Origin of the sequence: Cellulomonas algicola (assembly GCF_019024305.1) — a bacterium.
Classification (GTDB): Bacteria; Actinomycetota; Actinomycetes; order Actinomycetales; family Cellulomonadaceae; genus Cellulomonas; species Cellulomonas algicola.
The window spans coordinates 348513-369749 of record NZ_JAHKSJ010000008.1; the positions used below are offsets into that span (position 1 = coordinate 348513).

Genomic DNA, 21237 nt, shown 5'->3' on the forward strand with positions numbered 1-21237 from the left:
GGGTCGCGTCTCGGCGTGGCACCACCGGGGTGGGGTGGCGCCACGCCGAGCGGGCGTCCGTCGCAGGTCAGCGACGCACGACGAGGTGCTGCGCGTACGCCGGGACCGTGAGGAACGTCGGGAAGTCGTCGCCGAGCGCGACCTCCTCGACGAGGGCCGCGGCGTCGTCGAACCGGTCGTCCGCGGTGCGGGGGAGCCCGGCCAGCACGTCGGCCAGGACGGACCGCACGTGCTCCGCGGTGATCGTCGTCCCCGCGTCGGTGACGACGCCGTGGTGCACCCACTGCCACACCTGCGAGCGGGAGATCTCGGCGGTCGCCGCGTCCTCCATGAGCCCGTCGATCGCGACCGCGCCGGTCCCGCGCAGCCACGCCTCGAGGTAGCGGACGGCGACGGACAGGTTGGTCCGCAGGCCCGCGTCGGTGACCGCGCCCGGCTCGGTGCCCCCGGCGGAGGCCACGTCGAGCAGCGCGGCGGCGTCGGGGGTGACGTCGGGGCGCTGCACGTCGCGCTGGTCCGGGCGGTCGCCGAGCGTCGCGTCGAACACCTCGCGCGCGACGGGCACGAGGTCGGGGTGCGCGACCCAGGTGCCGTCGAACCCCTGCCCGGCCTCGCGCTGCTTGTCGGCGCGGACCTGCGCGAACGCGCGCTCGTTGGCCTCGGGGTCGCGCCGGTTCGGGACGAACGCGCTCATGCCGCCGATCGCCTGCGCCCCGCGCCGGTGGCACGTCGCGACGAGCAGGTCCGCGTACGCCTGCATGAACGGCACCGTCATCGTCACGCGCGACCGGTCCGGCAGCACCCAGCGGCGGCCGCGCGACCGGAACGTCTTGACGATGCTGAAGACGTAGTCCCAGCGGCCCGCGTTCAGCCCCGCGCAGTGGTCGCGCAGCTCGTAGAGGATCTCCTCCATCTCGAACGCGGCCGTGATCGTCTCGATGAGGACGGTCGCCCGGATGGTGCCGTGCCGCAGGCCCAGGTACGCCTCGGTGAACCGGAAGACGTCGTCCCACAGCCGGGCCTCGAGGTGGCTCTCGATCTTGGGCAGGTAGAGGTACGGGCCGCGACCGGAGTCGATGAGCGCGTGCGCGTTGTGGAACAGGTACAGCCCGGCGTCGACGAGCGACGCGGACGCCCCGTACCGCTGACCGGCGCGGTCGACGTGCTCGACGTGCTTCTCGGCGAGGTGCCAGCCGCGCGGGCGGAAGACGATCGTCGGCGTCTGCTCGCCGACGCGGTACTCCTTGCCCTCGGGCGAGGTGAAGTCGGCGTCGCCGCGGATGGCGTCGAACAGGCTGTGCTGCGCGCCCACGACGTTCTCCCACGTCGGGCTCGTCGCGTCCTCCAGGTCCGCCAGCCAGACGCGCGCACCCGAGTTGAGCGCGTTGACGGTCGTCTTGCGGTCGCACGGGCCGGTGATCTCGACGCGCCGGTCCTCCAGGCCCGGGCCGGGCCCGGCGACGCGCCACGACCGGTCGGCACGGATGCCCGCGGTCAGCGGCAGGAAGCCCGGGTCGGCGCCGTTGGCGATGCGGTCGCGGCGGAGCTGGCGCTCGCGGAGCAGCAGCGTGCGGCGCGTGCCGAACACGGTGTGCAGGTCGGCGACGAAGTCGAGCGCCTCGGGCGTGAGGATCTCCGCCGTACCGGGGACCGGCGGGCCGACCACGTCGAGGTGCGGCTGGATCACGGGACCGGTGAGCGGGGCGCGGGCGGGGGTCAGGACGGTCATGAGGCACCTCCGGGTGCGGGCCGACGTGCGCGCGGGGCGCGTCGCGGCGGCGGTCGTGCGGTCAGTGGGTGAACTGGGCCGTCTCGGTGGAGCCGGCGAGCGCGAGCGTCGAGGCGTCGGGCGAGATCGCGGTGGCGACCCGGTCGAAGTACCCCGTGCCGACCTCGCGCTGGTGGCGGGTCGCGGTGTAGCCGTCGGCCTCGGCGGCGATCTCCGCCTGCTGCAGGTCGACGTAGGCGGACATGCCCCGCTGCGCGTAGCCGCGGGCCAGGTCGAACATCGAGTGGTTGAGCGCGTGGAAGCCGGCCAGCGTGACGAACTGGAACGCGTACCCGTACCCGGCGAGCTCGCGCTGGAAGCGCGCGATCTGCGCGTCGTCGAGGTGGCGGCGCCAGTGGAACGACGGCGAGCAGTTGTACGCCAGCAGCTTGCCGGGGTGCTTCTCGTGGATGCGCTCGGCGAACTCGATCGCGAGGTCCAGGTCGGGCGTCGACGTCTCGACCCACAGCAGGTCGGCGAACGGCGCGTAGGCGTCGGCGCGGGCGACGACCGCGTCGAGACCCGGCTCGACCCGGTGGTAGCCCTCGGCGGTCCGCTCGCCCGTGAGGAACGCGTGGTCGCGCTCGTCGGCGTCGCTGGTCAGCAGGTCCGCGCCCAGCGCGTCGGTGCGGGCGACGATCACCGTCGGGACGTCGGCGACGTCCGCGGCGAGCCGGGCCGCCGAGAGCGTGCGCACGTGCTGCGCGGTCGGGACGAGGACCTTGCCGCCCAGGTGGCCGCACTTCTTCTCCGCGGCGAGCTGGTCCTCCCAGTGCACGCCCGCGGCGCCGGCCGCGATCATCGCGTGCATGAGCTCGTAGGCGTTGAGCGGCCCCCCGAACCCGGCCTCCGCGTCCGCGACCACCGGCACGAGCCAGTCGCGGGACGCCCGCCCGTGCTCGGCGACCTCGACCTGGTCGGCCCGCAGGAGCGCGTTGTTGATGCGCCGCACGACGGCCGGCACCGAGTTGGCGGGGTAGAGGCTCTGGTCGGGGTACGTCTGACCGGAGAGGTTCGCGTCGGCGGCGACCTGCCAGCCCGACAGGTAGATCGCCTCGAGGCCCGCGCGGACCTGCTGCACCGCCTGGTTGCCCGTGAGCGCGCCGAGCGCGGGCACGTGCGTGCGCTGGTGCAGGAGCTGCCACAGCCGCTGCGCGCCGCGCCGGGCCAGCGTGTGCTCCTCGCCGACCGACCCGCGCAGCGCGACGACGTCCTGCGCGGAGTGGGTCCGACGGACCCCGGCCCAGCGCGGGTCGGTCGCCCAGACGCCGGCCAGGTCGGCCGCGGACTGCGTCCGGTCGCCGGGAAGCGTCGTGGTGGTGGGGGCGGGGTCGGTGGCGGTGCTCATCGGTGACCTCCCGGTCCGGTCGTGACGGCCGCGCCGGTGCGGGCCGTCTGGTGCGGGCGGTCGACCGGAGGCTCCGGTTCCGCCCGCACCTCCACCGTGGTCGCTCCGAGCCTGTGCGGGCCCGTCCGGCGAACGTGAAGTTCCGGCGTTCTTCCCGACGACGGAAGGACCGGCGGCGCGGTCCGTCTGCGCGGGTCGCACGGTGCGGCGACGGAAGAAGCCCGCTCCACCTGCGGATGCGGGGCATCAGTTGCCCCATGAGACCGCTTCCAGGGTCGGAAGGATCAGGTTCCTTCTCCTGGACGGAACCGGTCCGGGCTGGCACCGTTGCTGGGCATGACGACGACGTCGCCCCGCCCCGCGGCACCCCCGCCCCCGTCGTCCGGCGCGCTCGACACCCTCGTCCTGGGCCGCCGGATCCGGCACCTGCGCACCGCGCGCGGCATGACCCTCGACGACCTCGGCCGCGCGATCGGCCGCGCGCCGTCCCAGGTGTCGATGCTCGAGAACGGCCACCGCGAGCCCCGCGTCGGGGTCCTGTCCGCCGTCGCCGACGCGCTCGGCGTGCCCGTCGCGGAGCTCCTGCGGCCCGAGCCCCCGACCCGCCGCGCCGCGCTCGAGGTCGAGCTCGAGCGCACGCAGCGCGGCCCGCTGTTCGCGTCGCTGCAGATCCCCGAGGTCAAGGTCGGCAAGTCGCTGCCGACCGACGCGCTCGACGCGCTCGTCCGGCTCGCGGGCGAGGTGCAGCGCCTGCTCACCGAGAACGCCGCCACCCCGGAGGAGGCGCGCCGCGCGAACGCCGAGCTGCGCGCCCGGATGCGTGCGCAGGACAACTACTTCGCCGAGCTCGAGGCCCACGCGCGCGAGCTGCTCACGGCCGTGGGGCACGCGGGCGGCCCGCTGTCGCAGCGCGCGACCGCCGACATCGCCGCGCACCTGGGCTTCTCGCTGCACCACGTGCCCGACCTGCCGCACTCGACGCGGACCGTGACCGACCTGGCTCACGGCCGGATCTACCTGCCGCAGGCCGGGGCCGGCGTGAGCGACAGCCGGTCGCCGCTGCTGCAGGCGCTCGCGTCCCACGTGCTCGGTCACGCCGAGCCGACGAGCTACGGCGACTTCCTGCGCCAGCGCGTCGAGGCCAACTACATGGCGGCCGCGCTCATGCTCCCCGAGGACGGCGCCGTCGCGTACCTGCAGGCCGCGAAGGCCGAACGGAGGCTGTCGGTCGAGGACCTGCGTGACCAGTTCGCCGTGCCGTACGAGACCGCCGCGCACCGGTTCACCAACCTCGCGACGCGGCACCTCGGCATCCCGGTGCACTTCATGAAGGTCCACGAGGGCGGCACGCTGCACAAGGCGTACGAGAACGACGGCGTCGTCTTCCCGTCCGACCCGCTCGGTGCGATCGAGGGGCAGCCCGTCTGCCGGCACTGGACCGCGCGCGTCGTGTTCACGCTCGCCGACCGCTTCACGCCGTACTACCAGTACACCGACACCTCGTCGGGCACGTACTGGTGCACGTCACGCGTGCAGGCGTCGTCGCAGGGGGCCTTCTCGGTCAGCGTCGGCGTGCCGTTCGCGCACGTGCGCTGGTTCCAGGGGCGGGAGACGACCGAGCGGGCGACGAGCCGCTGCCCCGACCCCACGTGCTGCCGCCGGCCCCCGTCGACGCTCGCCGAGCGGTGGGGCGACCAGGCGCGGCCGTCGGCGCGGCCGCACGCGTCGCTGCTCGCCGCGCTGCCCGTCGGCGCGTACCCGGGCGTGGACACGACGGAGGTGTACGAGTTCCTCGACCGGCACGCGCCCGAGTGACGGCGTCCCCGGCGTGCCGCGCTCAGTCCCGCACGCGCTCGAGCCACGACGACGACAGGCTCTCGTCCTCGAGGTCCAGCTCGCGCATCATGCGCCGCATGACGGTCTCGTCGAGCTCGCCGGAGTCGCGCCGCTGCATGAGCACCTCGCGCTGCGCGGCGATGATCTCGCGGCGGAACCGTTGGGTGCGGCGGCCCTCGGCGGCGCCGGGGAGCCGGCCGTCGCGCGCCTTCCCGACGGGTCCGAGCCCGCGGGCGCTCTCGCGCGCGTCGACGTCGTCGGGCAGCAGGTCGGGCGCGTTCTCGGGGTCGAGCATGACGGCCGCGGCGGCGGCACGACCCCGCCAGCGCGCGGACAGCGCGTCGATCGCCTCGTCCGCCGCCGGCTGCCCGACGACCTTCGCGAGCTCGCCGCGCTTGGACTCGAGCACCTGCTGCACGGCGTCGGCGGTCGCGATGCGGGTCGCGGCCTCCTGCGTGGCGTCCGACGCCGCCTCGTCGTCGGACCCGACCCCGAGGCGGCGGATCACCCACGGCAGCGTGAGGCTCTGCCCGAGGAGCGTGCCGATCGCGACCGTGTAGGCGGCGAGCTGGATCGTCGCCCGGTCGGGGAACGGCCCGCCGTCGATCGTCGCGGGGATGCCCGCGGCGGCCGCGAGCGTGACCACGCCGCGCATCCCCGCCCAGGACACGACGGCCGACTCGCGGACGGTGAGCGCGTCCCGTTCCGGTCGATGGCTTCCGCGCAGGCGCAGGTTGTCGAACCACGCCGTGCCGAAGACGTAGAGCGGGCGCACGAGGACCGCGACGGCGAGCACGGCCAGCGACACGGTGACCGCGTGCCCGAGGCCCTGGTCGGACGCGACGAGGTCGCGGATGATCCACGGGAGCTGGATGCCGATGAGGGCGAACGTGAACGACTCGAGCAGGATGTCGAGCGTCGACCAGATCGGCTCCTCGAACAGCCGCGTGGCGTAGCCGGCGCGGGGCGACGTGTGGCCCAGGTAGAGGCCGGCGGCGACGACCGCGAGGACGCCCGACCCGTGCACGGCCTCGGCCGCCCAGTACGCGCCGAACGGGGTGAGCAGCCCGATCGCCGACGCGACGACGGGGTCGTCCAGGCGCACGCGGATCGCGTGCACGACCCAGCCGATCGCCAGACCGACGCCCACGCCGGCGACGACCGCCACCGCGAAGGTGCCGACCGCGCCGCCGAACGCCCACGCTCCCGTCGCGGCGCCGATGAGCGCGACCTTGTAGAGCGTGAGCGACGTCGCGTCGTTGATGAGGCTCTCGCCCGACAGCAGCGTCATGACGCGGCGGGGGAGCCCGAGCCGCCGTCCGACGGCGGCGGCGGCGACCGCGTCCGGCGGGGCGACCACGGCGCCGAGGACCAGGGCGACCGCGAACGACACCGCGGGCTCGAGCGCCCAGAACACGAGCGCGACGGCGAGCGCGCTGAGCAGGACGAGCCCGACGCCGAGCCGCGTGATCGAGCTGAGCTGCGCGCGGAAGTCGCGGTACGAGCTCGCGAGCGCGGCCGAGTAGAGCAGCGGGGGCAGGACGAACTCGAGCAGGATCTCCGAGTTGATCTCGTACCGCGGCACACCGGGGACCAGCGACACGACGAGCGAGATCGCGACGATGACGAGCGGGGACGGCAGGCCGCGTCGACGGCACGCGGCGGCGACGAGGACGGCGCCCGCGAGCAGCAGGAACACCTCGACGTGATGCATCCGCCGTCCTCCCCGTGACCGACCGTTGCGCCCGACGCTAACGAAGCGGGCCGACCGGCGCGCCCGGTCGCGCAGAGCAGTGGGGTCGGGCGCGGCGGCCGGCGGTCGTGGCCGGAGTGGCACAGGCGAAACGCTTCGACGGTTTACGTCGCGGCCTGCTCGTGGGTCACTGGCCTGGAAAGCCCTTACCCGAAGGAGGGATCAGCAGTGAGTCGTACAACGATCCAGGGGCGACGGCGCCCCTGGCGCACGTTCCTCGCCGGACTCGCCGCGACGGCCGTCGCCGCGACCGTCGGCCTCACCGCCGCGACGACCGCGTCGGCTGCCAGCGTGGACACCGGCGCCTACTACGTGCTGCTCAACCGGCAGAGCGGCAAGGCGGTCGAGGTCGCCAACTGGTCCACCGCCGACGGCGGCGTCGTGCAGCAGTGGACCCGCAACGACGGGAACTGGCAGCAGTGGAGGTTCGTCGACGCCGGGTCCGGCTGGTACAAGCTCCAGAACCGGCACTCCGGCAAGGTCCTCGACCTGTGGGGCTGGAGCACCGCCGACGGCGGCGAGTTCCGGCAGTACAGCGACCTCAACGGCACCAACCAGCAGTTCAAGCTCGGCGACTCCGAGGGCAGCCGCATCCGGCTGATCAACCGGCACAGCGGCAAGGCCGTCACCGTCACCGACCGCTCCACCGCCGACGGCGCGACGATCACCCAGCTCACCGACAACAACCAGTACAACCAGCAGTTCGACCTCGTGAAGGTCGGCTCGGGCGGCGGCACCACCACCCCGCCGCCGTCGAACGGCGGGTCGTTCCCGGCCTGGCCGTCGGCCACCAGCGCCAAGAAGGTGTCGTCGACCATCAGCGTCTCCGGCACGTTCGACGGCGGGTACGTGCGCTACTACGGCATCTCCTCGGGCGACCAGGACGAGTCGCAGCCGCCGATCTTCCAGCTCTCCGACGGCGCCGTCCTCAAGAACGTCATCATCGGCACCGGAGCCGGCGACGGCGTGCACTGCACCGGCACCTGCACGCTGCAGAACGTCTGGTGGGAGGACGTCGGCGAGGACGCCGCGACGCTCAAGGGCTCGTCGTCGTCGCAGGTCATGACCGTCGACGGCGGCGGCGCACGGTCGGCGTCGGACAAGGTGTTCCAGCACAACGGGCCGGGGAAGTTCGTCATCAAGAACTTCCAGGTCTCCGACTTCGGCAAGCTCTACCGCTCGTGCGGGAACTGCTCCAAGCAGTACGCGCGGACCGTCGTCGTCGACAACGTCAAGGTGACCGCGCCGGGCAAGTCGCTGGTCGGCATCAACTCCAACCTCGGCGACAAGGCGACGATCACCAACGTCCAGATCTACAACGACTCGTCGAAGAAGATCGCGATCTGCGAGGAGTACAAGGGCGTGACCTCCGGCGAGCCGTCCAAGATCGGCTCGGGCCCGTCCGCGGCCTGCGGCTACTCGACGTCGTCGATCAGCTACCGGTGACGCGGCACGACTGACACGGCACGACCGACGCGTCACGACCGACGCGTCACGCACCGACCGACGGCCCCGCCCCGCACCGAGGGCGGGGCCGTCGCTCGCGCGCCTCGCGGCGTCAGGGGACGACGACCTCGCCACCGAGCCGGGCGACACCGAGCACGTTCGACGTCACGTCCGTGACGTCGGTCGGCGCGAGCGTGACGAGCGCGTACGCCGTGTACGTGCCGGCGGGCAGGTCGGTCCCCGAGCACGACGCCGCCGCCGTCCACTGGGCGGAGATCGAGATCGTCCGGCCCGCGGCGAGCGTCCCCGCGACCGAGGACGTCTCGTCGGACCACCGTCGGGAGTCCGCGACGACGCGTCGCGCCGCGTCGACGAGGACGACGCGCTCGTCGAGCAGCAGCGCCTCCGCGTCGCCCTTCCACCCGTCGTCCCCGGGCCGCCACGTCAGGGTCAGGTCGGCGGAGCGCCCGGCGGCGCCGACCGTCCCCTCCACCTCGAGCGCGCTGTCAGCGTCCGGTACGACGTCGACGTCGGCGTCGCACCAGGGTGCGCGCGCGTTCCCGGCGAGGACCAGCGGCTCGCCCGGGCTGAGTGCCAGCACCTCGCCGGAGTCCGGGTCGGCGAGCACGGCCCGCAGCGTGTAGGAGCCGTCGGGCAGCGCGAGGTGGTCGTCCGGGCCGCCGCACGTGACGAGCGCGAGGTGATGCCCGCCGCTGGTCGTGCCGGGCACCATCGACGAGCCGGTGTCGAAGGCGTCGCTCGACGCGGCGACGACGACGCCGTCCCGCTCCGCGACGACGTGCACGGGAGCGGGCATCCGCTGCGAGGTCGTGCTCTCGACCGTGACCCCGACCGGGAGGGACGAGCGGGGGTGCTGCGGGTAGTGGCCGAGGTTCACGCCGAGGTGCCACGGGGACGTGTGCTCGGGCGCGCGCACCTGCCAGCCGCACGTGCCCGGCGCGGCGGCGTCGTCCGCGGCGGGCAGCGTCGACGCGACCTGGTCGGCGGGGAGCGGCGGGGGAGCGGCCGGGTACGTCGGCCCGCCGAGCAGGTCGACGCCGTGGGTCGCCGTGACGACGATCGCCCCCGCGAGGCCCAGCCCGGCGGTGCCCTGGGCGGCGGCCCGGGCGGCGCGGCGTCGCCGGACCCGCCGGTGCAGGGCCGCCGCCTCGAGCGTGCCGAGCGGCGCGTGCGCCGCGACGTCGTGCAGGGCGGTGCGGAGGTCGGTGCTCATCGGGCGCTCCTCGGGGTCACGAGCTGGATCTCGGTCGGTTCGGTCGCGACGGGGCCGAGCACGCGCTCGAGCGCGCGCACGCCGTCGCTCAGGTACCGCTTGACGGTGCCGGTCGCGAGGTCGAGCCGGTCGGCGATCTCCGGCACGGTGAGGTCCTCGAAGTAGCGGAGCACGACGCACGCCCGCACCCGCGGCGCGAGCCCTGCCAGGGCCGCGACGACGTCCTGCCGGGCGTCGACGCCGTCGGCAGGACCGGCGGACGTGTCGGGCGTCGCGACGAGGTGACGCACCCTCAGCCACTGGCGACGGCGGCGGTACCCGTCGACGTAGGTCCGCAGCACCGTCTGGCGCACGTACGCCTCGACGGCCGCGGGCTCGCGCAGGCGGGCGCGGCGGGACAGCACGGAGACGAGCGCGTCCTGCACGAGCTCCTGCGCGTCCGCGGCGTCGCCCGTCAGCAGGTACGCGTACCGCAGCAGCGCGGGCCCGCGCTCGCGGACCAGCTCGTCCAGCACGTCGTCCCAGTGCACGTCGCTCCTCGCGTCGGTCCGCCGGCGTGTCCCGGCACCCCGTCATGACGGATGGCGCGCAGGTTCCGTTGGGGTCGACCTCGACGGCCTCGATCCCGCGGACCACCGGCTGGACGACGCCGGGCTACCCGGTGGCGTGCACGTGCGGCGTGGCGTCGCCGTCGAGCACCGGTGCGTCGACGTCGGCCGTGCCGCGGTCGATCACGAGGGCGCGCAGCTCCTCCGGGGGTGGGCCGCCCCCGGGGCCGCCGTGGCGCAGCCACGCGGCGAGGGCCGCGGTCGCGTCGTCGCCGGCCAGACGCTCGAACCAGACGGGCGCGACCCCGGCTCGCCGGCAGTGCGCGGTCGGCCGTGCGACCACGACGTCGCCGCGCTCGCACTCGTCGAGGCAGTCGACGAACGTGAGCCGCGCGACGCCGGTGCCCGCGAGCCGCCGCAGCCGCTCCGCCTGGCCGCCGCGCAGGTCGTCGACGCCCTCGAGCGTCTCCCCGGCGCACAGCGCGCACGCGGTCAGCCCGGGCAGACCGGCGTCCGCGGGCGCGCGGTCGGCGGGGGAGTCGTCGTGCGGCACCGGACGACGGTACGTGACGACGGCACGGCGCGGATGCCCGCGGGGGCGCGTGCCGCGTGGCGTCGGCGGTCCTCGCCCGTCGGTGCCGCACCGGCCGCTAGCGTGGACGTACCCGCCTGGAGGAAGCCCGGGCACCGTCGACGAGGAGGGGTCGTGGGCCGTCGTCCGACGCTCGACGACCTGGCGCGCCACGCGGGCGTCTCGCGCACCGTGGCGTCGCGGGCGGTGAACGGCGAGCCGAACGTCTCGCCCGCCAAGCGGGCCGCGGTCGCCCGCGCGGTCGCGGAGCTCGGCTTCGTGCCGAACGCGACCGCCCGTGCGCTCGCGACCAACCGTGCCGGCGCCGTCGTCCTGGCCGTGTCGGGAGACGACCCCGCGCTCGTCGCGGACCCGTTCTACGTCGAGGTCATCGTGGGTGTCGCGGGCGTGCTGGAGGAGGCAGACCTCGACCTCACGCTGCTGCTCGCGGCGTCCGACCGCGGCCGGGCCCGGCTGGAGCGCGCGCTGCAGTCGCGTCGCACGGACGGGCTCATGCTCATGGCGACACGCGGCGACGACCCGCTGCTCACGGTCGCGCGGGCGACCGAGAGCCCGGTGGTCCTCGGCGGCCGGCCGCTGCACGGGGACCCGGGCCTGTGGGTCGACGTGGACAACGAGGACGGCGGTCGACGCGCGGCCGAGCACCTGCTGGCCACCGGGCGTCGGCGGGTCGGGATCATCACGGGAGGCGAGCAGCTGCGCGCGCCCGTGGACCGGCGCCGCGGTGCGGAGGTCGCGCTCCGTGCGGCGGGGGTCGACGCCTGGGTCGAGGTCGGCGACTTCAGCGCCGAGTCCGGTGAGCGGGCGACGGACCGGCTCCTCGAGCGGCGCCCCGACCTCGACGGCCTGATCGCCGGCTCGGACAACATGGCGGCGGGCGCGCTGCGGACCCTGCGGGCGCGTGGCCGGTCGGTGCCCGACGACGTGGCGGTCGTCGGGTACGACGACCTCCCCGTGGCCCAGCAGACGGACCCGCCGCTGACGACGGTCCGGCAGCCGATCCGGCGCTTCGGCGCCGAGCTCGCGGCGGCGCTCGTGCAGGCGATCGACGGACGTGCGGTGGAGCCCGTCCTGCTGCCGACGACGCTCGTCGTGCGGGGGTCCGCTCCTCTGCCGTGAGGGCTTGACGGCTCCGACGTGCTCGCACCACGATGAGGACGCGCCGCACTGGAACCGCTTCCAGTCTGGCCTCTCAGCACCGGCTCGACCGAGCCCTCCGTCCGGTCCCGCGCCCTCGTCCGTCGTGGGTGCGTGCCGGTGCCGAGTCCGACGGGCGCGTGCCGGCGCCCGAGGGGAGGAAGGGTCGGGCGGCGGGGGCACCCGGCGCCCGACCCTTCGCCCGCGACGGCCGTCAGTGCCGCGTGTCCCTCAGCCAGTCGTGCATCGCGGACCGCTGACCGCCGTACCGGCACGGGCCGAGCCGGCTGTCGATGCCGGTGCCCGGGCCGGCAGTCACCGGAGAGGTCGTGCGACCGGAGCCCGCCCATGGCGTACGGGCGCCCGAAGCAGCGGCGACGCCGGCGGTGTCGGGCCGTCGACCGGCGACCGACACGTGGACGCCAGGCATGCGCGGGAATGCCCGTCCGCGACGCCGGTTGAGACCGAGCATGACCACCTACGGAATCATCGGCGCCGGGAACATCGGCAGCCAGGTCGCCCGCGCCGTCATCGGGCTCGGCCACGACGTCGTCATCGCCAACTCGCGCGGTCCGGAGACGCTCGACGCCCTCGTCGCGGAGCTCGGCCCGCGGGCGCGCGCCGCGACCGCCCAGGAGGCCGCGGCCGCCGCGGACGTCGCGGTCGTGACCGTGCCTCTGAAGGCCGTCGCCGACATCCCGGTCGAGCCGCTGGCCGGCAAGGTCGTGCTCGACACCAACAACTACTACTGGGAGCGCGACGGGCGCGTCGAGGCGCTGGACCGCGGCGAGAAGACGACCTCGGGCCTGCTGCAGGAGCACCTGCCCGCGTCGAAGGTCGTCAAGGCGTTCAACCACATCGGCGCCGCGGACATCACGACCGACGGCCACCCCGCGGGGAGCGAGCAGCGCCGCGCGCTGGCCACGTCGAGCGACCACCCGGAGGCCGTCGAGCACGTCACGGCGCTGTACGACGCTCTCGGGTTCGACACGGTCGACGTCTCGCCGCTGAGCGAGTCGTGGCGCGTGGAGCGCGACCGGCCCGCCTACGTCGTCCGCCAGAACCCGGGCGGAGCTCGTCGAGAACCTCGCCCGGGCACCGCGCACGATCTGACACCCCGCCACGCACCCGGTGCGGCGGGTCCTCGGACCTCGCCGCGCCGGGTGCGTCGCCGTGCCGGGATGCCCGCGTGCGCGACGACGGCCGGCTCCAGGGTGGCGGTCGCGTGACCGCCCGTAGCGGCGATACGCGTCGGATGTTATCGTCGCTACGTGGCCACACGAGCGCTGATCCTCGAGAAGGCGGCCGAGCTGCTCGCCTCGTCCCCCGACGGCACGGTCTCGACCCGGGCGGTGTGCGAGGCGGCCGGTGTCGGGCAGCCCGTCCTGTACCGGCTCTTCGGCGACAAGGACGGGCTCATGTCCGCGGTCGTCGACCAGGTCTGGGACGAGTACCTCACGATGAAGCGCGCCGCGACACCGTCGGCCGACCCGCTCGACGACCTGCGCCGCGGGTGGGACGCGCACACCGCGTTCGCCCTCGCGCACCCGCACGCCTACCGCCTGGTGTTCGGCACCACCCTGACGACCACGCCCGAGGCCCCGGCCGAGGCGATGGCGCTGCTGCGCGGCGTCCTCGACCGGCTGGCCGCCCAGGGCCGCCTCCGCCTCCCGCCCGACGACGCCGCGCGCGTCGTCATGGCCGCGAACAGCGGCGTCGCGCTCGGTCTGCTCCTGCGGCCCGGGTCCTATCCCGACGCGGCGATCTCGACGCTCACCCGGCAGGCCGTCGAGCGCGCCGTCCTCGCGGACGCCGGCCCGGCCGACGACGCCCCGGCGGTCGCGGCGACCACGCTGCGCGCGCACCTGCGCGAGACCGAGCGCTTCAGCGCGGGGGAGGCGGCGCTGCTCGACGAGTGGCTCGCCCGCCTCCAGACGCCCCCGGCCGCGGACCGACCGCACCTGACGGCACCCGACCGCACCTGACGGCACCCGACCGCACTCCCGCGCGCCGACCCTGCGCGCCGCACCCGACCACCGAGGAGACACCCATGCCCACCAGCACCCCCACCACCCGCGTCGCGCTCGTCACCGGCGGTTCCGGCGGCATCGGCGCGGCCGTCGCGCAGCGCCTCGCCACCGACGGGTACGCGGTCGCCGTGCACTACGCCGGCAACCGCGCGAAGGCCGACGACCTGGTCGCCGGCATCACGTCCACCGGCGGCCGGGCGATCGCCGTGGGCGGCGACGTCGCCGACGAGGTCGCCATGACCGCCGCCTTCGACGAGGTCGAGTCCACGTTCGGCGGCCTCGACGTCGTCGTCCACACCGCGGGCGTCATGGTGCTCGGCCCCGTCGCCGACTACGGGCTCGACGACTTCGACCGCATGGTGCGCACCAACCTGCGCGGCACGTTCGTCGTCGCCCAGCAGGCCACCCGACGTGTCCGCAGCGGCGGCGCGATCGTCCTCTTCTCGACGTCGGTGACCCGCACGCAGTTCCCCACCTACGGGCCCTACGTCGCGACCAAGGCGGCCGTCGAGGGCCTCACGCTCGTCCTCGCGCGCGAGCTCCGAGGCAAGGACGTCACGGTCAACACCGTCGCCCCCGGTCCGACCGCGACCCCGCTGTTCCTCGACGGCAAGGACGAGCAGACGGTCGAGCGGCTCGCGCAGGCCGTGCCGCTCGAGCGCCTCGGCCAGCCCGTCGACATCGCCGAGACGGTCGCCTTCCTCGCCGGACCCGCCCGCTGGGTCAACGGCCAGACGATCTTCACCAACGGCGGCCTCGCCTGACGCCCGCCGCGCCGGGACGACGAAGGCCGCAGCCCGTGAGGGGCTGCGGCCTTCTGACGTGCGCCCGATAGGATTCGAACCTACGACCTTCTGCTCCGGAGGCAGACGCTCTATCCACTGAGCTACGGGCGCATGGCGCGCACACGGGTGTGCGGGCCGGAAGCGAGCGTCAGCGTATCAGCCCGTCAGGCCTCGCCGAGAAACGCGGACAGGTACCCGGACGTCTCCGCGACGGCGCGCGCGTCGTCCCCGGCGACGATCGCCTCGACCAGCCCGTCGTGCGCGTCACCGCCGTGGGTGTCGCTCACGAAGTTGAACCGGATGTTCTCGCCGATCGCGTCGAGCAGGTTCTCGTACAGGGAGACGAGCACGGGGTTCGCGGCGGTCCGCACGATCGTGCGGTGCAGGTCGAGGTCGGTCACGACCATCTTGTCGAGGTCGCCGGCCTGGTAGGCGGCGGCCCGGGCGTCGCGCGCGTCGAGCAGCGCGGACGCGTCGGTCGCGGTGCGGCGGCGGGCCGCGAGCCGGGCGGCCTCGACCTCGAGCGCGCGGCGCACCTCGACGACGTCGCGCTGCCGGGCGTCGGCGATGTGCCGGCCCATCGTCACCGCGAGCTCCGAGCTCGACAGCACGTACGTGCCCGAGCCCTGGCGACGCTCCAGCAGCCCCGCGTGCACGAGCGACTGCACGGCCTCGCGGACGGTGTTGCGGCCGACGCCGAGCAGGTCGACGAGGGCGGGTTCGGGAGGGATGCGCGAGCCGACGGGCCACTCGCCCGAGGTGATGCGGCTGCGGAGCGCGTCGACGGCGGTGTCGATGAGTCCGGGACGTCGCGCCATGCGTCAGGTCGCCTGTCCGTGCATGGCCGAAGTCAACACCGACGGGTGCCCCCACGCCACCGTTTCGGCTGGTCGGCGCGCCGCGTCGTGCGGCCTGCGAGCGATGCGCGCCGGACGGGTGCGCGAACCGGACGCGCGTCCGGCCGTCGGCGGCGTTCCCCTACCCTTGACGGGTGACTCCCGCCCAGCTCTCCGAGGCCCTCCGGGCCGCTCTCGTGCACGCCGTCGACGACGGCACGTTCGCCCTCGACCCGGCCGCGATCCCGGCGACCGTGCACCTGGAGCGACCGCGGCAGCGCGAGCACGGCGACTGGGCGACGAACGTCGCGATGCAGCTCGCGAAGAAGGCGGGCACGAACCCCCGCGCCTTCGCGGAGGAGCTCGCGCGCCGGCTCGGTGACACCCCGGGGGTCGCGTCCGTCGACGACGCCGGTCCCGGGTTCCTCAACATCCGCCTCGACGCGGCCGCGGCGGGCGAGCTCGCGCGCTCGATCGTCGAGCAGGGCGTCGAGTACGGGCACGGCGACGCGCTCGCGGGCGTGCGCCTCAACCTCGAGTTCGTGTCCGCCAACCCGACGGGCCCGCTGCACATCGGCGGCGTGCGCTGGGCGGCCGTCGGCGACAGCCTCGCGCGCGTGCTCGAGGCGGCGGGTGCGGACGTCACCCGCGAGTACTACTTCAACGACCACGGCGCGCAGATCGACCGCTTCGCGCGCTCGCTCGTCGCCCGCGCGCTCGGCCAGGCCGCTCCGGAGGACGGGTACGGCGGCTCGTACATCACGGACATCGCCGAGCAGGTCGTCGCGGACGCGCTCGCCGCGGGCGAGCCCGACCCGCGCACGCTGCCGCTCGACGAGGCGACCGAGGCGTTCCGCGCGCGCGGCGTCGACCTGATGTTCGCCGAGATCAAGCAGTCGCTGCACGACTTCGGCGTCGACTTCGACGTGTACTTCCACGAGGACACGCTGCACGAGTCGGGCGCCGTCGAGCGGGCTGTCGAGCGGCTTCGCCAGGCCGGGCACGTCTTCGAGCAGGACGGCGCCGTCTGGCTGCGCACGACCGACTTCGGCGACGACAAGGACCGGGTCGTCATCAAGTCCGACGGCGAGGGTGCCTACATCTCGGGCGACATCGCGTACTACCTGGACAAGCGCGAGCGCGGCTTCGACCGCGTCGTCATCATGCTCGGCGCCGACCACCACGGGTACATCGGCCGGATGATGGCCGTGTGCGCGGCGTTCGGCGACACCCCGCACGTCAACCTCGAGATCCTCATCGGGCAGCTCGTCAACCTCGTGAAGGACGGCGAGCCGGTGCGCATGTCGAAGCGTGCGGGCACCGTCCTGACGATCGAGGACCTGGTCGACGCGGTCGGCGTGGACGCGGCGCGGTACTCGCTCGCGCGCTCGTCGGCGGACTCGTCGATCGACCTCGACCTCGACCTGCTCGCGTCGGCGAAGAACGAGAACCCCGTCTACTACGTGCAGTACGCGCACGCGCGGACGGCCAGCCTCGGGCGCAACGCCGCCGACGCAGGCGTCCGCCGCGAGGACGGCTTCGACGCGTCGCTGCTCGACCACGAGACCGAGGCCGTGCTGCTGGGCCAGCTCGCCGAGCTGCCGCGCGTCATCAACCAGGCCGCGGAGCTCCGCGAGCCGCACCGCGTCGCGCGCTACCTCGAGGACCTGTCGGGCGCGTTCCACAAGTGGTACGACACGAAGCGTCGCGTCGTGCCGTTCGGCGACGAGGAGGTCACGGACGCCCACCGCACGCGCCTGTGGCTCGTCGACGCGACGCGTCAGGTGCTCGCCAACGGGCTGGGTCTGCTCGGCGTGAGCGCGCCGGAGCGGATGTGACCGGCGCGGCCCCGCAGCCGTCCGCGCACCTGCACGACGCCGGGACGGTCGTCCCCGGCGAGCCGTGGTCGACGGGTGTCGCGCGCGGCGACGACGGTGCCGTGCGCGTCGCCGGCGTCGACGTCCGGGACCTCGCGGCGGAGCACGGGACCCCGGCCTACGTCCTCGACGAGCAGGACCTGCGCACGCGTGCGCGGACGTACCGGCGCGCGTTCGCCGAGGCGTTCGCGCAGGTCGGCGCCGACGTCGACGTCTACTACGCCGGCAAGGCGTTCCTGTCCGTCGCGGTCGCGCGCTGGGTGCACGAGGAGGGCCTGCGGGTGGACACCGCGTCGGGCGGTGAGCTCGCGGTCGCGCTGCGCGCGGGCGTGCCGGGCGCGGACATCGGCCTGCACGGCAACAACAAGTCGGACGACGAGCTGACCACCGCCCTCGACGCGGGCGTCGGTCGGATCATCGTCGACTCGCTCGTCGAGATCGAGCGGCTCGCGGACCTGGTCGTGTCCCGTGGCGGCGCTCCGGCGCCCGTGATGGTGCGCGTGACGACGGGCGTGCACGCGGGCGGCCACGAGTACATCTCGACCGCGCACGAGGACCAGAAGTTCGGGCTCTCGCTCGCGCCGACGCGGGGGACCGCGGACACCGTGGCGGACGCCGACGACGACAGCCCGGCGATGACCGCGCTGCTCGCCGTGCTGGCCCGGCCCGAGCTGCGGCTGCTCGGCATCCACTCGCACATCGGCTCGCAGATCCTCGACCCGTCGGGGTTCGCGGTGGCCGCGAAGTCCGTGCTCGCGCTGCGGGCGCGGCTCGCGCGGCGGACGGGCGTGCTCGTCGAGGAGGTCGACCTCGGCGGCGGGTACGGCATCGCCTACCTGCCGGGCGAGGTCGCGCTCGACCCCGACCGCATCGCCAAGGAGATCGCCGCGTCGGTCGCCGACAGCGCCGCCGAGGTCGGCACCGACGTGCCGCGGTTCTCGATCGAGCCGGGCCGCGCGATCGTCGGGCCGGCTGGGCTCACGCTCTACACCCTCGGGACCGTCAAGCCCGTGCGCGTCGACGAGGGCCTGACCCGGCTGTACGTGTCCGTCGACGGCGGTATGAGCGACAACATCCGCCCCGCGCTGTACGGCGCGCGGTACCACGCGGAGGTCGTCGGGCGGCTGTCGACGGCGGACCGGGTGCTGGCGCGCGTCGTCGGGAAGCACTGCGAGAGCGGCGACATCGTCGTGCACGAGGTGCTGCTGCCGGGCGACGTGCGCGCGGGCGACCTGCTCGCGGTCGCGGCGACGGGGGCCTACGGGCGCTCGATGGCGTCGAACTACAACCTGCTGACCCGCCCGCCGGTCGTGGCGGTCGCCGACGGCGCGTCGCGCGTCCTGGTTCGCCGCGAGACGGTCGCCGACCTCCTGGCCCTCGACACCGACGCCTGACGTCGGCCCCGCTCGAGCCCGACCCGGGCCTGGTGACCGTCCGGACGACGATCGCGGTACCCAGGACCGGGTCGGCCCGCGCCGGGCCCCACCACACGGTGTGGACGGCGTCCCGCCCGGTGCGCGCCCGGCTCTATCCTGGGCCGCGTCACCGCCCGCCCCCGGCGCCGGCCACGGCCCGCGGACGCGGCGCGGGGTGACACCCACCGACCGAGAGGCCGTCCCCGTGGTCCTGCCGTCCGACCCCCGCCCGTCCCTGCGCGTCGCCGTCCTCGGCTGCGGCGTCGTCGGCACGGAGGTCGTCCGGCTCCTCACGACGCAGGCCGACGACCTCGCCGCCCGCGTCGGCGCCCGCCTCGAGCTCGTCGGCGTCGCGGTGCGGGACGTCGACGCGGAGCGCGACCCGGTGGTCGACCGCACGCTGCTCACGACGGACGGCACGTCGCTCGTCGAGAAGGCCGACGTCGTGGTCGAGGTCATGGGCGGCATCGAGCCCGCGCGGAGCCTGCTGCTGCACGCGATCGAGCACGGCGCGTCCGTCGTCACCGCCAACAAGGCGCTGCTCGCGCAGGACGGCCCGACGCTCTACGCCGCCGCCGACGCCGCGGGCACCGACCTCTACTTCGAGGCCGCCGTCGCGGGCGCCATCCCGATCGTCCGCCCGGTGCGCGAGTCGCTCGCGGGCGACCACGTGCGCCGCGTGCTCGGCATCGTCAACGGCACGACGAACTACGTGCTCGACCGCATGACGACCGAGGGCCTCGACCTCGACCAGGCGGTCAAGGAGGCCCAGGCGCTCGGCTACGCCGAGGCCGACCCGACGGCCGACGTCGAGGGCTACGACGCCGCCGCGAAGGCCGCGATCCTCGCGTCGCTCGCGTTCCACACGCGCGTCGCGCTCGACGACGTGCACCGTGAGGGCATCACCGCGGTGACCGCGCAGGACGTCGAGTGGGCCGCCCGCACGGGCCACGTCATCAAGCTGCTCGCGATCGCCGAGCGCGGCGAGACCGCCGACGGTACGTCGGGCGTCCAGGTCCGCGTGCACCCGGCGCTGCTGCCCGCCGACCACCCGCTCGCGGGTGTGCGCGGCGCGTTCAACGCGGTGTTCGTCGAGGCCGAGGCCGCGGGCGAGCTCATGTTCTACGGCCGCGGCGCGGGCGGCGTCCCCACCGCGTCGGCGGTCCTGGGCGACGTCGTCTCCGTCGCGCGGCACCGCGTGCTCGGCGGCAAGGGCCCGGTCGAGTCGTCCTACGCCGCGTTCCCGGTGCTCCCCGCCGCCGCGGCGCGCACGCGCTACCAGGTGCGGCTCGAGGTCGCCGACCGGCCCGGCGTGCTCGCGCAGGTCGCCGCGGTCCTCGCGTCGCACGACGTGTCGATCGAGGCGGTCCGCCAGACCCCGGCCCGCGACGGCGACCCGACCAGCGCGGTCGCGCACCTCGTCATCACGACGCACACCGCCCCCGACGCTGCCCTGCAGGCCACCGTCGACGCCGTCGCCGGCCTCGACGTGGTCCGCAGCATCGTGTCCGTCCTGCGAGTCGAAGGAGCCTGATGGCCCACCAGTGGCGCGGCGTGATCGCCGAGTACGCCGACCGCCTGCCCACGCACGTCCAGGAGACCGTCGTCACGCTGGGGGAGGGCGGCACGCCGCTGATCCCGGCGCCTGCGCTGTCGGAGCGCTCGGGTGCGGACGTGTACGTGAAGTTCGAGGGCATGAACCCGACGGGCTCGTTCAAGGACCGCGGCATGACGACCGCGATCTCCGCGTCGGCGGCCCGCGGCGCGAAGGCGGTCGTGTGCGCGTCGACCGGCAACACGTCCGCGTCGGCCGCGGCGTACGCGACGCGTGCGGGCATGGTCTGCGCGGTGCTCGTGCCGGACGGCAAGATCGCGATGGGCAAGCTGTCGCAGGCGATCGCGCACGGCGCGCGTCTCCTCCAGGTCGACGGCAACTTCGACGACTGCCTGGTCGCGGCCCGCAAGCTCGCCGAGGCGTACCCGGTCGACCTCGTGAACTCCGTCAACCCGGACCGCATCGAGGGCCAGAAGACGGGCGCGTTCGAGATCGTCGACGCGCTCGGCGACGCCCCCGACATCCACGTCCTGCCGGTCGGCAACGCGGGCAACATCACCGCGTACTGGAAGGGGTACCGCGAGTACGCGGGCCTCGACGCGGGCGAGAAGCACGGCGCGGTCGCGACGCGCACGCCCGTCATGTGGGGCTTCCAGGCCGCCGGCGCCGCGCCCATCGTCCAGGGCTTCCCGATCGACCAGCCCGAGACCATCGCGACCGCGATCCGCATCGGCAACCCCGCGTCGTGGCAGCAGGCGGAGGAGGCGCGCGACGTGTCGGGCGGCCTCATCGAGTCCGTCACCGACGCGCAGATCCTCGCGGCGCACCGCGTGCTGTCCGCCGAGGTCGGCGTCTTCGTCGAGCCCGCGTCGGCCGCCGGGGTCGCAGGGCTGCTGATGCTGGCCGAGCAGGGCCGCGTCCCCGCGGGCGCGCGCATCGCGATCACGGTGACGGGGCACGGCCTCAAGGACCCGCAGTGGGCGCTCAAGACCCCCGAGGGCCACGACGTCGAGCCCGTGCGCGTCTCCGCGGACGTGGTGTCGATCGCCGCCGCGCTCGGCCTGGACTGAGGCCGCG

Annotated in this window: 16 protein-coding genes, 1 tRNA gene and 1 pseudogene; 10 read left to right on the plus strand and 8 right to left on the minus strand. The window is 74.7% G+C overall.

Going from position 1 to position 21237, the window contains the following annotated elements; translation table 11 throughout:
* Window positions 1–67: 67 nt before the first annotated feature.
* Both aceB and aceA read right to left on the minus strand, forming a co-directional pair.
* Window positions 68–1729 (minus strand): malate synthase A, encoded by a 1662-nt coding sequence (aceB, locus tag KOV94_RS08810; RefSeq protein ID WP_218051830.1) that lies wholly within the window; start codon window positions 1727–1729, stop codon window positions 68–70.
* A gap of 61 nt (window positions 1730–1790) precedes the next feature.
* Complete coding sequence (gene aceA, locus KOV94_RS08815; RefSeq protein ID WP_124343777.1) at window positions 1791–3116, minus strand: isocitrate lyase; 1326 nt, start codon at window positions 3114–3116, stop codon at window positions 1791–1793.
* A 336-nt stretch (window positions 3117–3452) separates the two neighbouring features.
* Between aceA and KOV94_RS08820 the strand changes: the two genes are divergently transcribed.
* Window positions 3453–4931 carry a helix-turn-helix transcriptional regulator gene (locus KOV94_RS08820; RefSeq protein ID WP_124343778.1) on the plus strand — a complete coding sequence of 493 codons (1479 nt, stop codon included), beginning with the start codon at window positions 3453–3455 and terminating at the stop codon, window positions 4929–4931.
* Between the two features lie 22 nt (window positions 4932–4953).
* Here the strand turns inward: KOV94_RS08820 and KOV94_RS08825 are convergent, their stop codons facing one another.
* The gene (locus tag KOV94_RS08825; RefSeq protein ID WP_124343779.1) at window positions 4954–6666 is read right to left on the minus strand and encodes a cation:proton antiporter; all 1713 of its coding nucleotides are present in this window, start codon (window positions 6664–6666) and stop codon (window positions 4954–4956) included.
* Window positions 6667–6873: 207 nt separating this feature from the next.
* On the opposite strand from KOV94_RS08825, the gene KOV94_RS08830 reads away from it, so the two are divergent.
* Window positions 6874–8151 carry a pectate lyase gene (locus KOV94_RS08830; RefSeq protein ID WP_235843509.1) on the plus strand — a complete coding sequence of 426 codons (1278 nt, stop codon included), beginning with the start codon at window positions 6874–6876 and terminating at the stop codon, window positions 8149–8151.
* 112 nt (window positions 8152–8263) lie between these two features.
* Here KOV94_RS08830 and KOV94_RS08835 read toward each other — a convergent pair whose 3' ends face one another.
* The 3 genes from KOV94_RS08835 to KOV94_RS08845 form a co-directional block, all read right to left on the minus strand.
* Window positions 8264–9385 carry a hypothetical protein gene (locus KOV94_RS08835; protein ID WP_218051831.1) on the minus strand — a complete coding sequence of 374 codons (1122 nt, stop codon included), beginning with the start codon at window positions 9383–9385 and terminating at the stop codon, window positions 8264–8266.
* Window positions 9382–9915: a SigE family RNA polymerase sigma factor gene (locus KOV94_RS08840; RefSeq protein ID WP_124341912.1), complete on the minus strand. Its 534-nt coding sequence runs from the start codon at window positions 9913–9915 to the stop codon at window positions 9382–9384. Before KOV94_RS08840 ends, KOV94_RS08835 begins: the two co-directional genes overlap by 4 nt.
* A 124-nt stretch (window positions 9916–10039) precedes the next feature.
* Complete coding sequence (locus KOV94_RS08845; protein WP_235843342.1) at window positions 10040–10486, minus strand: hypothetical protein; 447 nt, start codon at window positions 10484–10486, stop codon at window positions 10040–10042.
* 153 nt (window positions 10487–10639) lie between these two features.
* Between KOV94_RS08845 and KOV94_RS08850 the strand changes: the two genes are divergently transcribed.
* The 4 genes and pseudogenes from KOV94_RS08850 (at window position 10640) to KOV94_RS08865 (ending at window position 14456) form a co-directional block, all read left to right on the plus strand.
* Window positions 10640–11644 carry a LacI family DNA-binding transcriptional regulator gene (locus KOV94_RS08850; RefSeq protein WP_308160450.1) on the plus strand — a complete coding sequence of 335 codons (1005 nt, stop codon included), beginning with the start codon at window positions 10640–10642 and terminating at the stop codon, window positions 11642–11644.
* Window positions 11645–12132: 488 nt separating this feature from the next.
* Window positions 12133–12775 (plus strand): annotated as a pseudogene (locus tag KOV94_RS08855) (NADPH-dependent F420 reductase).
* 158 nt (window positions 12776–12933) lie between these two features.
* On the plus strand, window positions 12934–13647 hold the full coding sequence (locus tag KOV94_RS08860) for a TetR/AcrR family transcriptional regulator (RefSeq protein WP_218051832.1): 714 nt from the start codon (window positions 12934–12936) through the stop codon (window positions 13645–13647).
* Window positions 13648–13712: 65 nt separating this feature from the next.
* Window positions 13713–14456 (plus strand): SDR family oxidoreductase, encoded by a 744-nt coding sequence (locus KOV94_RS08865; protein ID WP_218051833.1) that lies wholly within the window; start codon window positions 13713–13715, stop codon window positions 14454–14456.
* A gap of 59 nt (window positions 14457–14515) precedes the next feature.
* Here the strand turns inward: KOV94_RS08865 and KOV94_RS08870 are convergent.
* Together KOV94_RS08870 and KOV94_RS08875 are read right to left on the minus strand one after the other, a co-directional pair.
* Window positions 14516–14588: transfer RNA gene (locus KOV94_RS08870), tRNA-Arg, on the minus strand.
* A gap of 53 nt (window positions 14589–14641) precedes the next feature.
* On the minus strand, window positions 14642–15295 hold the full coding sequence (locus tag KOV94_RS08875) for a FadR/GntR family transcriptional regulator (RefSeq protein ID WP_124341916.1): 654 nt from the start codon (window positions 15293–15295) through the stop codon (window positions 14642–14644).
* Window positions 15296–15468: 173 nt separating this feature from the next.
* On the opposite strand from KOV94_RS08875, the gene argS reads away from it, so the two are divergent.
* The 4 genes from argS to thrC all read left to right on the plus strand — a co-directional run bounded on the left by argS (window position 15469) and on the right by thrC (window position 21230).
* Entirely contained in the window at window positions 15469–17151 is a 1683-nt protein-coding gene (argS, locus tag KOV94_RS08880; RefSeq protein WP_218051834.1) for an arginine--tRNA ligase, read from the plus strand.
* Window positions 17148–18584: a diaminopimelate decarboxylase gene (gene lysA / locus KOV94_RS08885; RefSeq protein ID WP_308160452.1), complete on the plus strand. Its 1437-nt coding sequence runs from the start codon at window positions 17148–17150 to the stop codon at window positions 18582–18584. The genes argS and lysA overlap by 4 nt, the downstream gene beginning before the upstream one ends.
* A 196-nt stretch (window positions 18585–18780) precedes the next feature.
* Entirely contained in the window at window positions 18781–20139 is a 1359-nt protein-coding gene (locus KOV94_RS08890) for a homoserine dehydrogenase (protein WP_235843344.1), read from the plus strand.
* The gene (thrC, locus tag KOV94_RS08895) at window positions 20139–21230 is read left to right on the plus strand and encodes a threonine synthase (RefSeq protein WP_124341918.1); all 1092 of its coding nucleotides are present in this window, start codon (window positions 20139–20141) and stop codon (window positions 21228–21230) included. The genes KOV94_RS08890 and thrC overlap by 1 nt, the downstream gene beginning before the upstream one ends.
* Window positions 21231–21237: the final 7 nt, after the last annotated feature.

Coding starts and splice junctions, on each gene's coding strand:
- KOV94_RS08865 (WP_218051833.1), top strand. CDS start 13,713: ATGCCCACCAGCACCCCCACCACCCGCGTCGCGCTCGTCACCGGCGGT.
- KOV94_RS08825 (WP_124343779.1), bottom strand. CDS start 6,666: ATGCATCACGTCGAGGTGTTCCTGCTGCTCGCGGGCGCCGTCCTCGTC.
- KOV94_RS08835 (WP_218051831.1), bottom strand. CDS start 9,385: ATGAGCACCGACCTCCGCACCGCCCTGCACGACGTCGCGGCGCACGCG.
- KOV94_RS08875 (WP_124341916.1), bottom strand. CDS start 15,295: ATGGCGCGACGTCCCGGACTCATCGACACCGCCGTCGACGCGCTCCGC.
- aceB (WP_218051830.1), bottom strand. CDS start 1,729: ATGACCGTCCTGACCCCCGCCCGCGCCCCGCTCACCGGTCCCGTGATC.
- KOV94_RS08820 (WP_124343778.1), top strand. CDS start 3,453: ATGACGACGACGTCGCCCCGCCCCGCGGCACCCCCGCCCCCGTCGTCC.
- thrC (WP_124341918.1), top strand. CDS start 20,139: ATGGCCCACCAGTGGCGCGGCGTGATCGCCGAGTACGCCGACCGCCTG.
- aceA (WP_124343777.1), bottom strand. CDS start 3,116: ATGAGCACCGCCACCGACCCCGCCCCCACCACCACGACGCTTCCCGGC.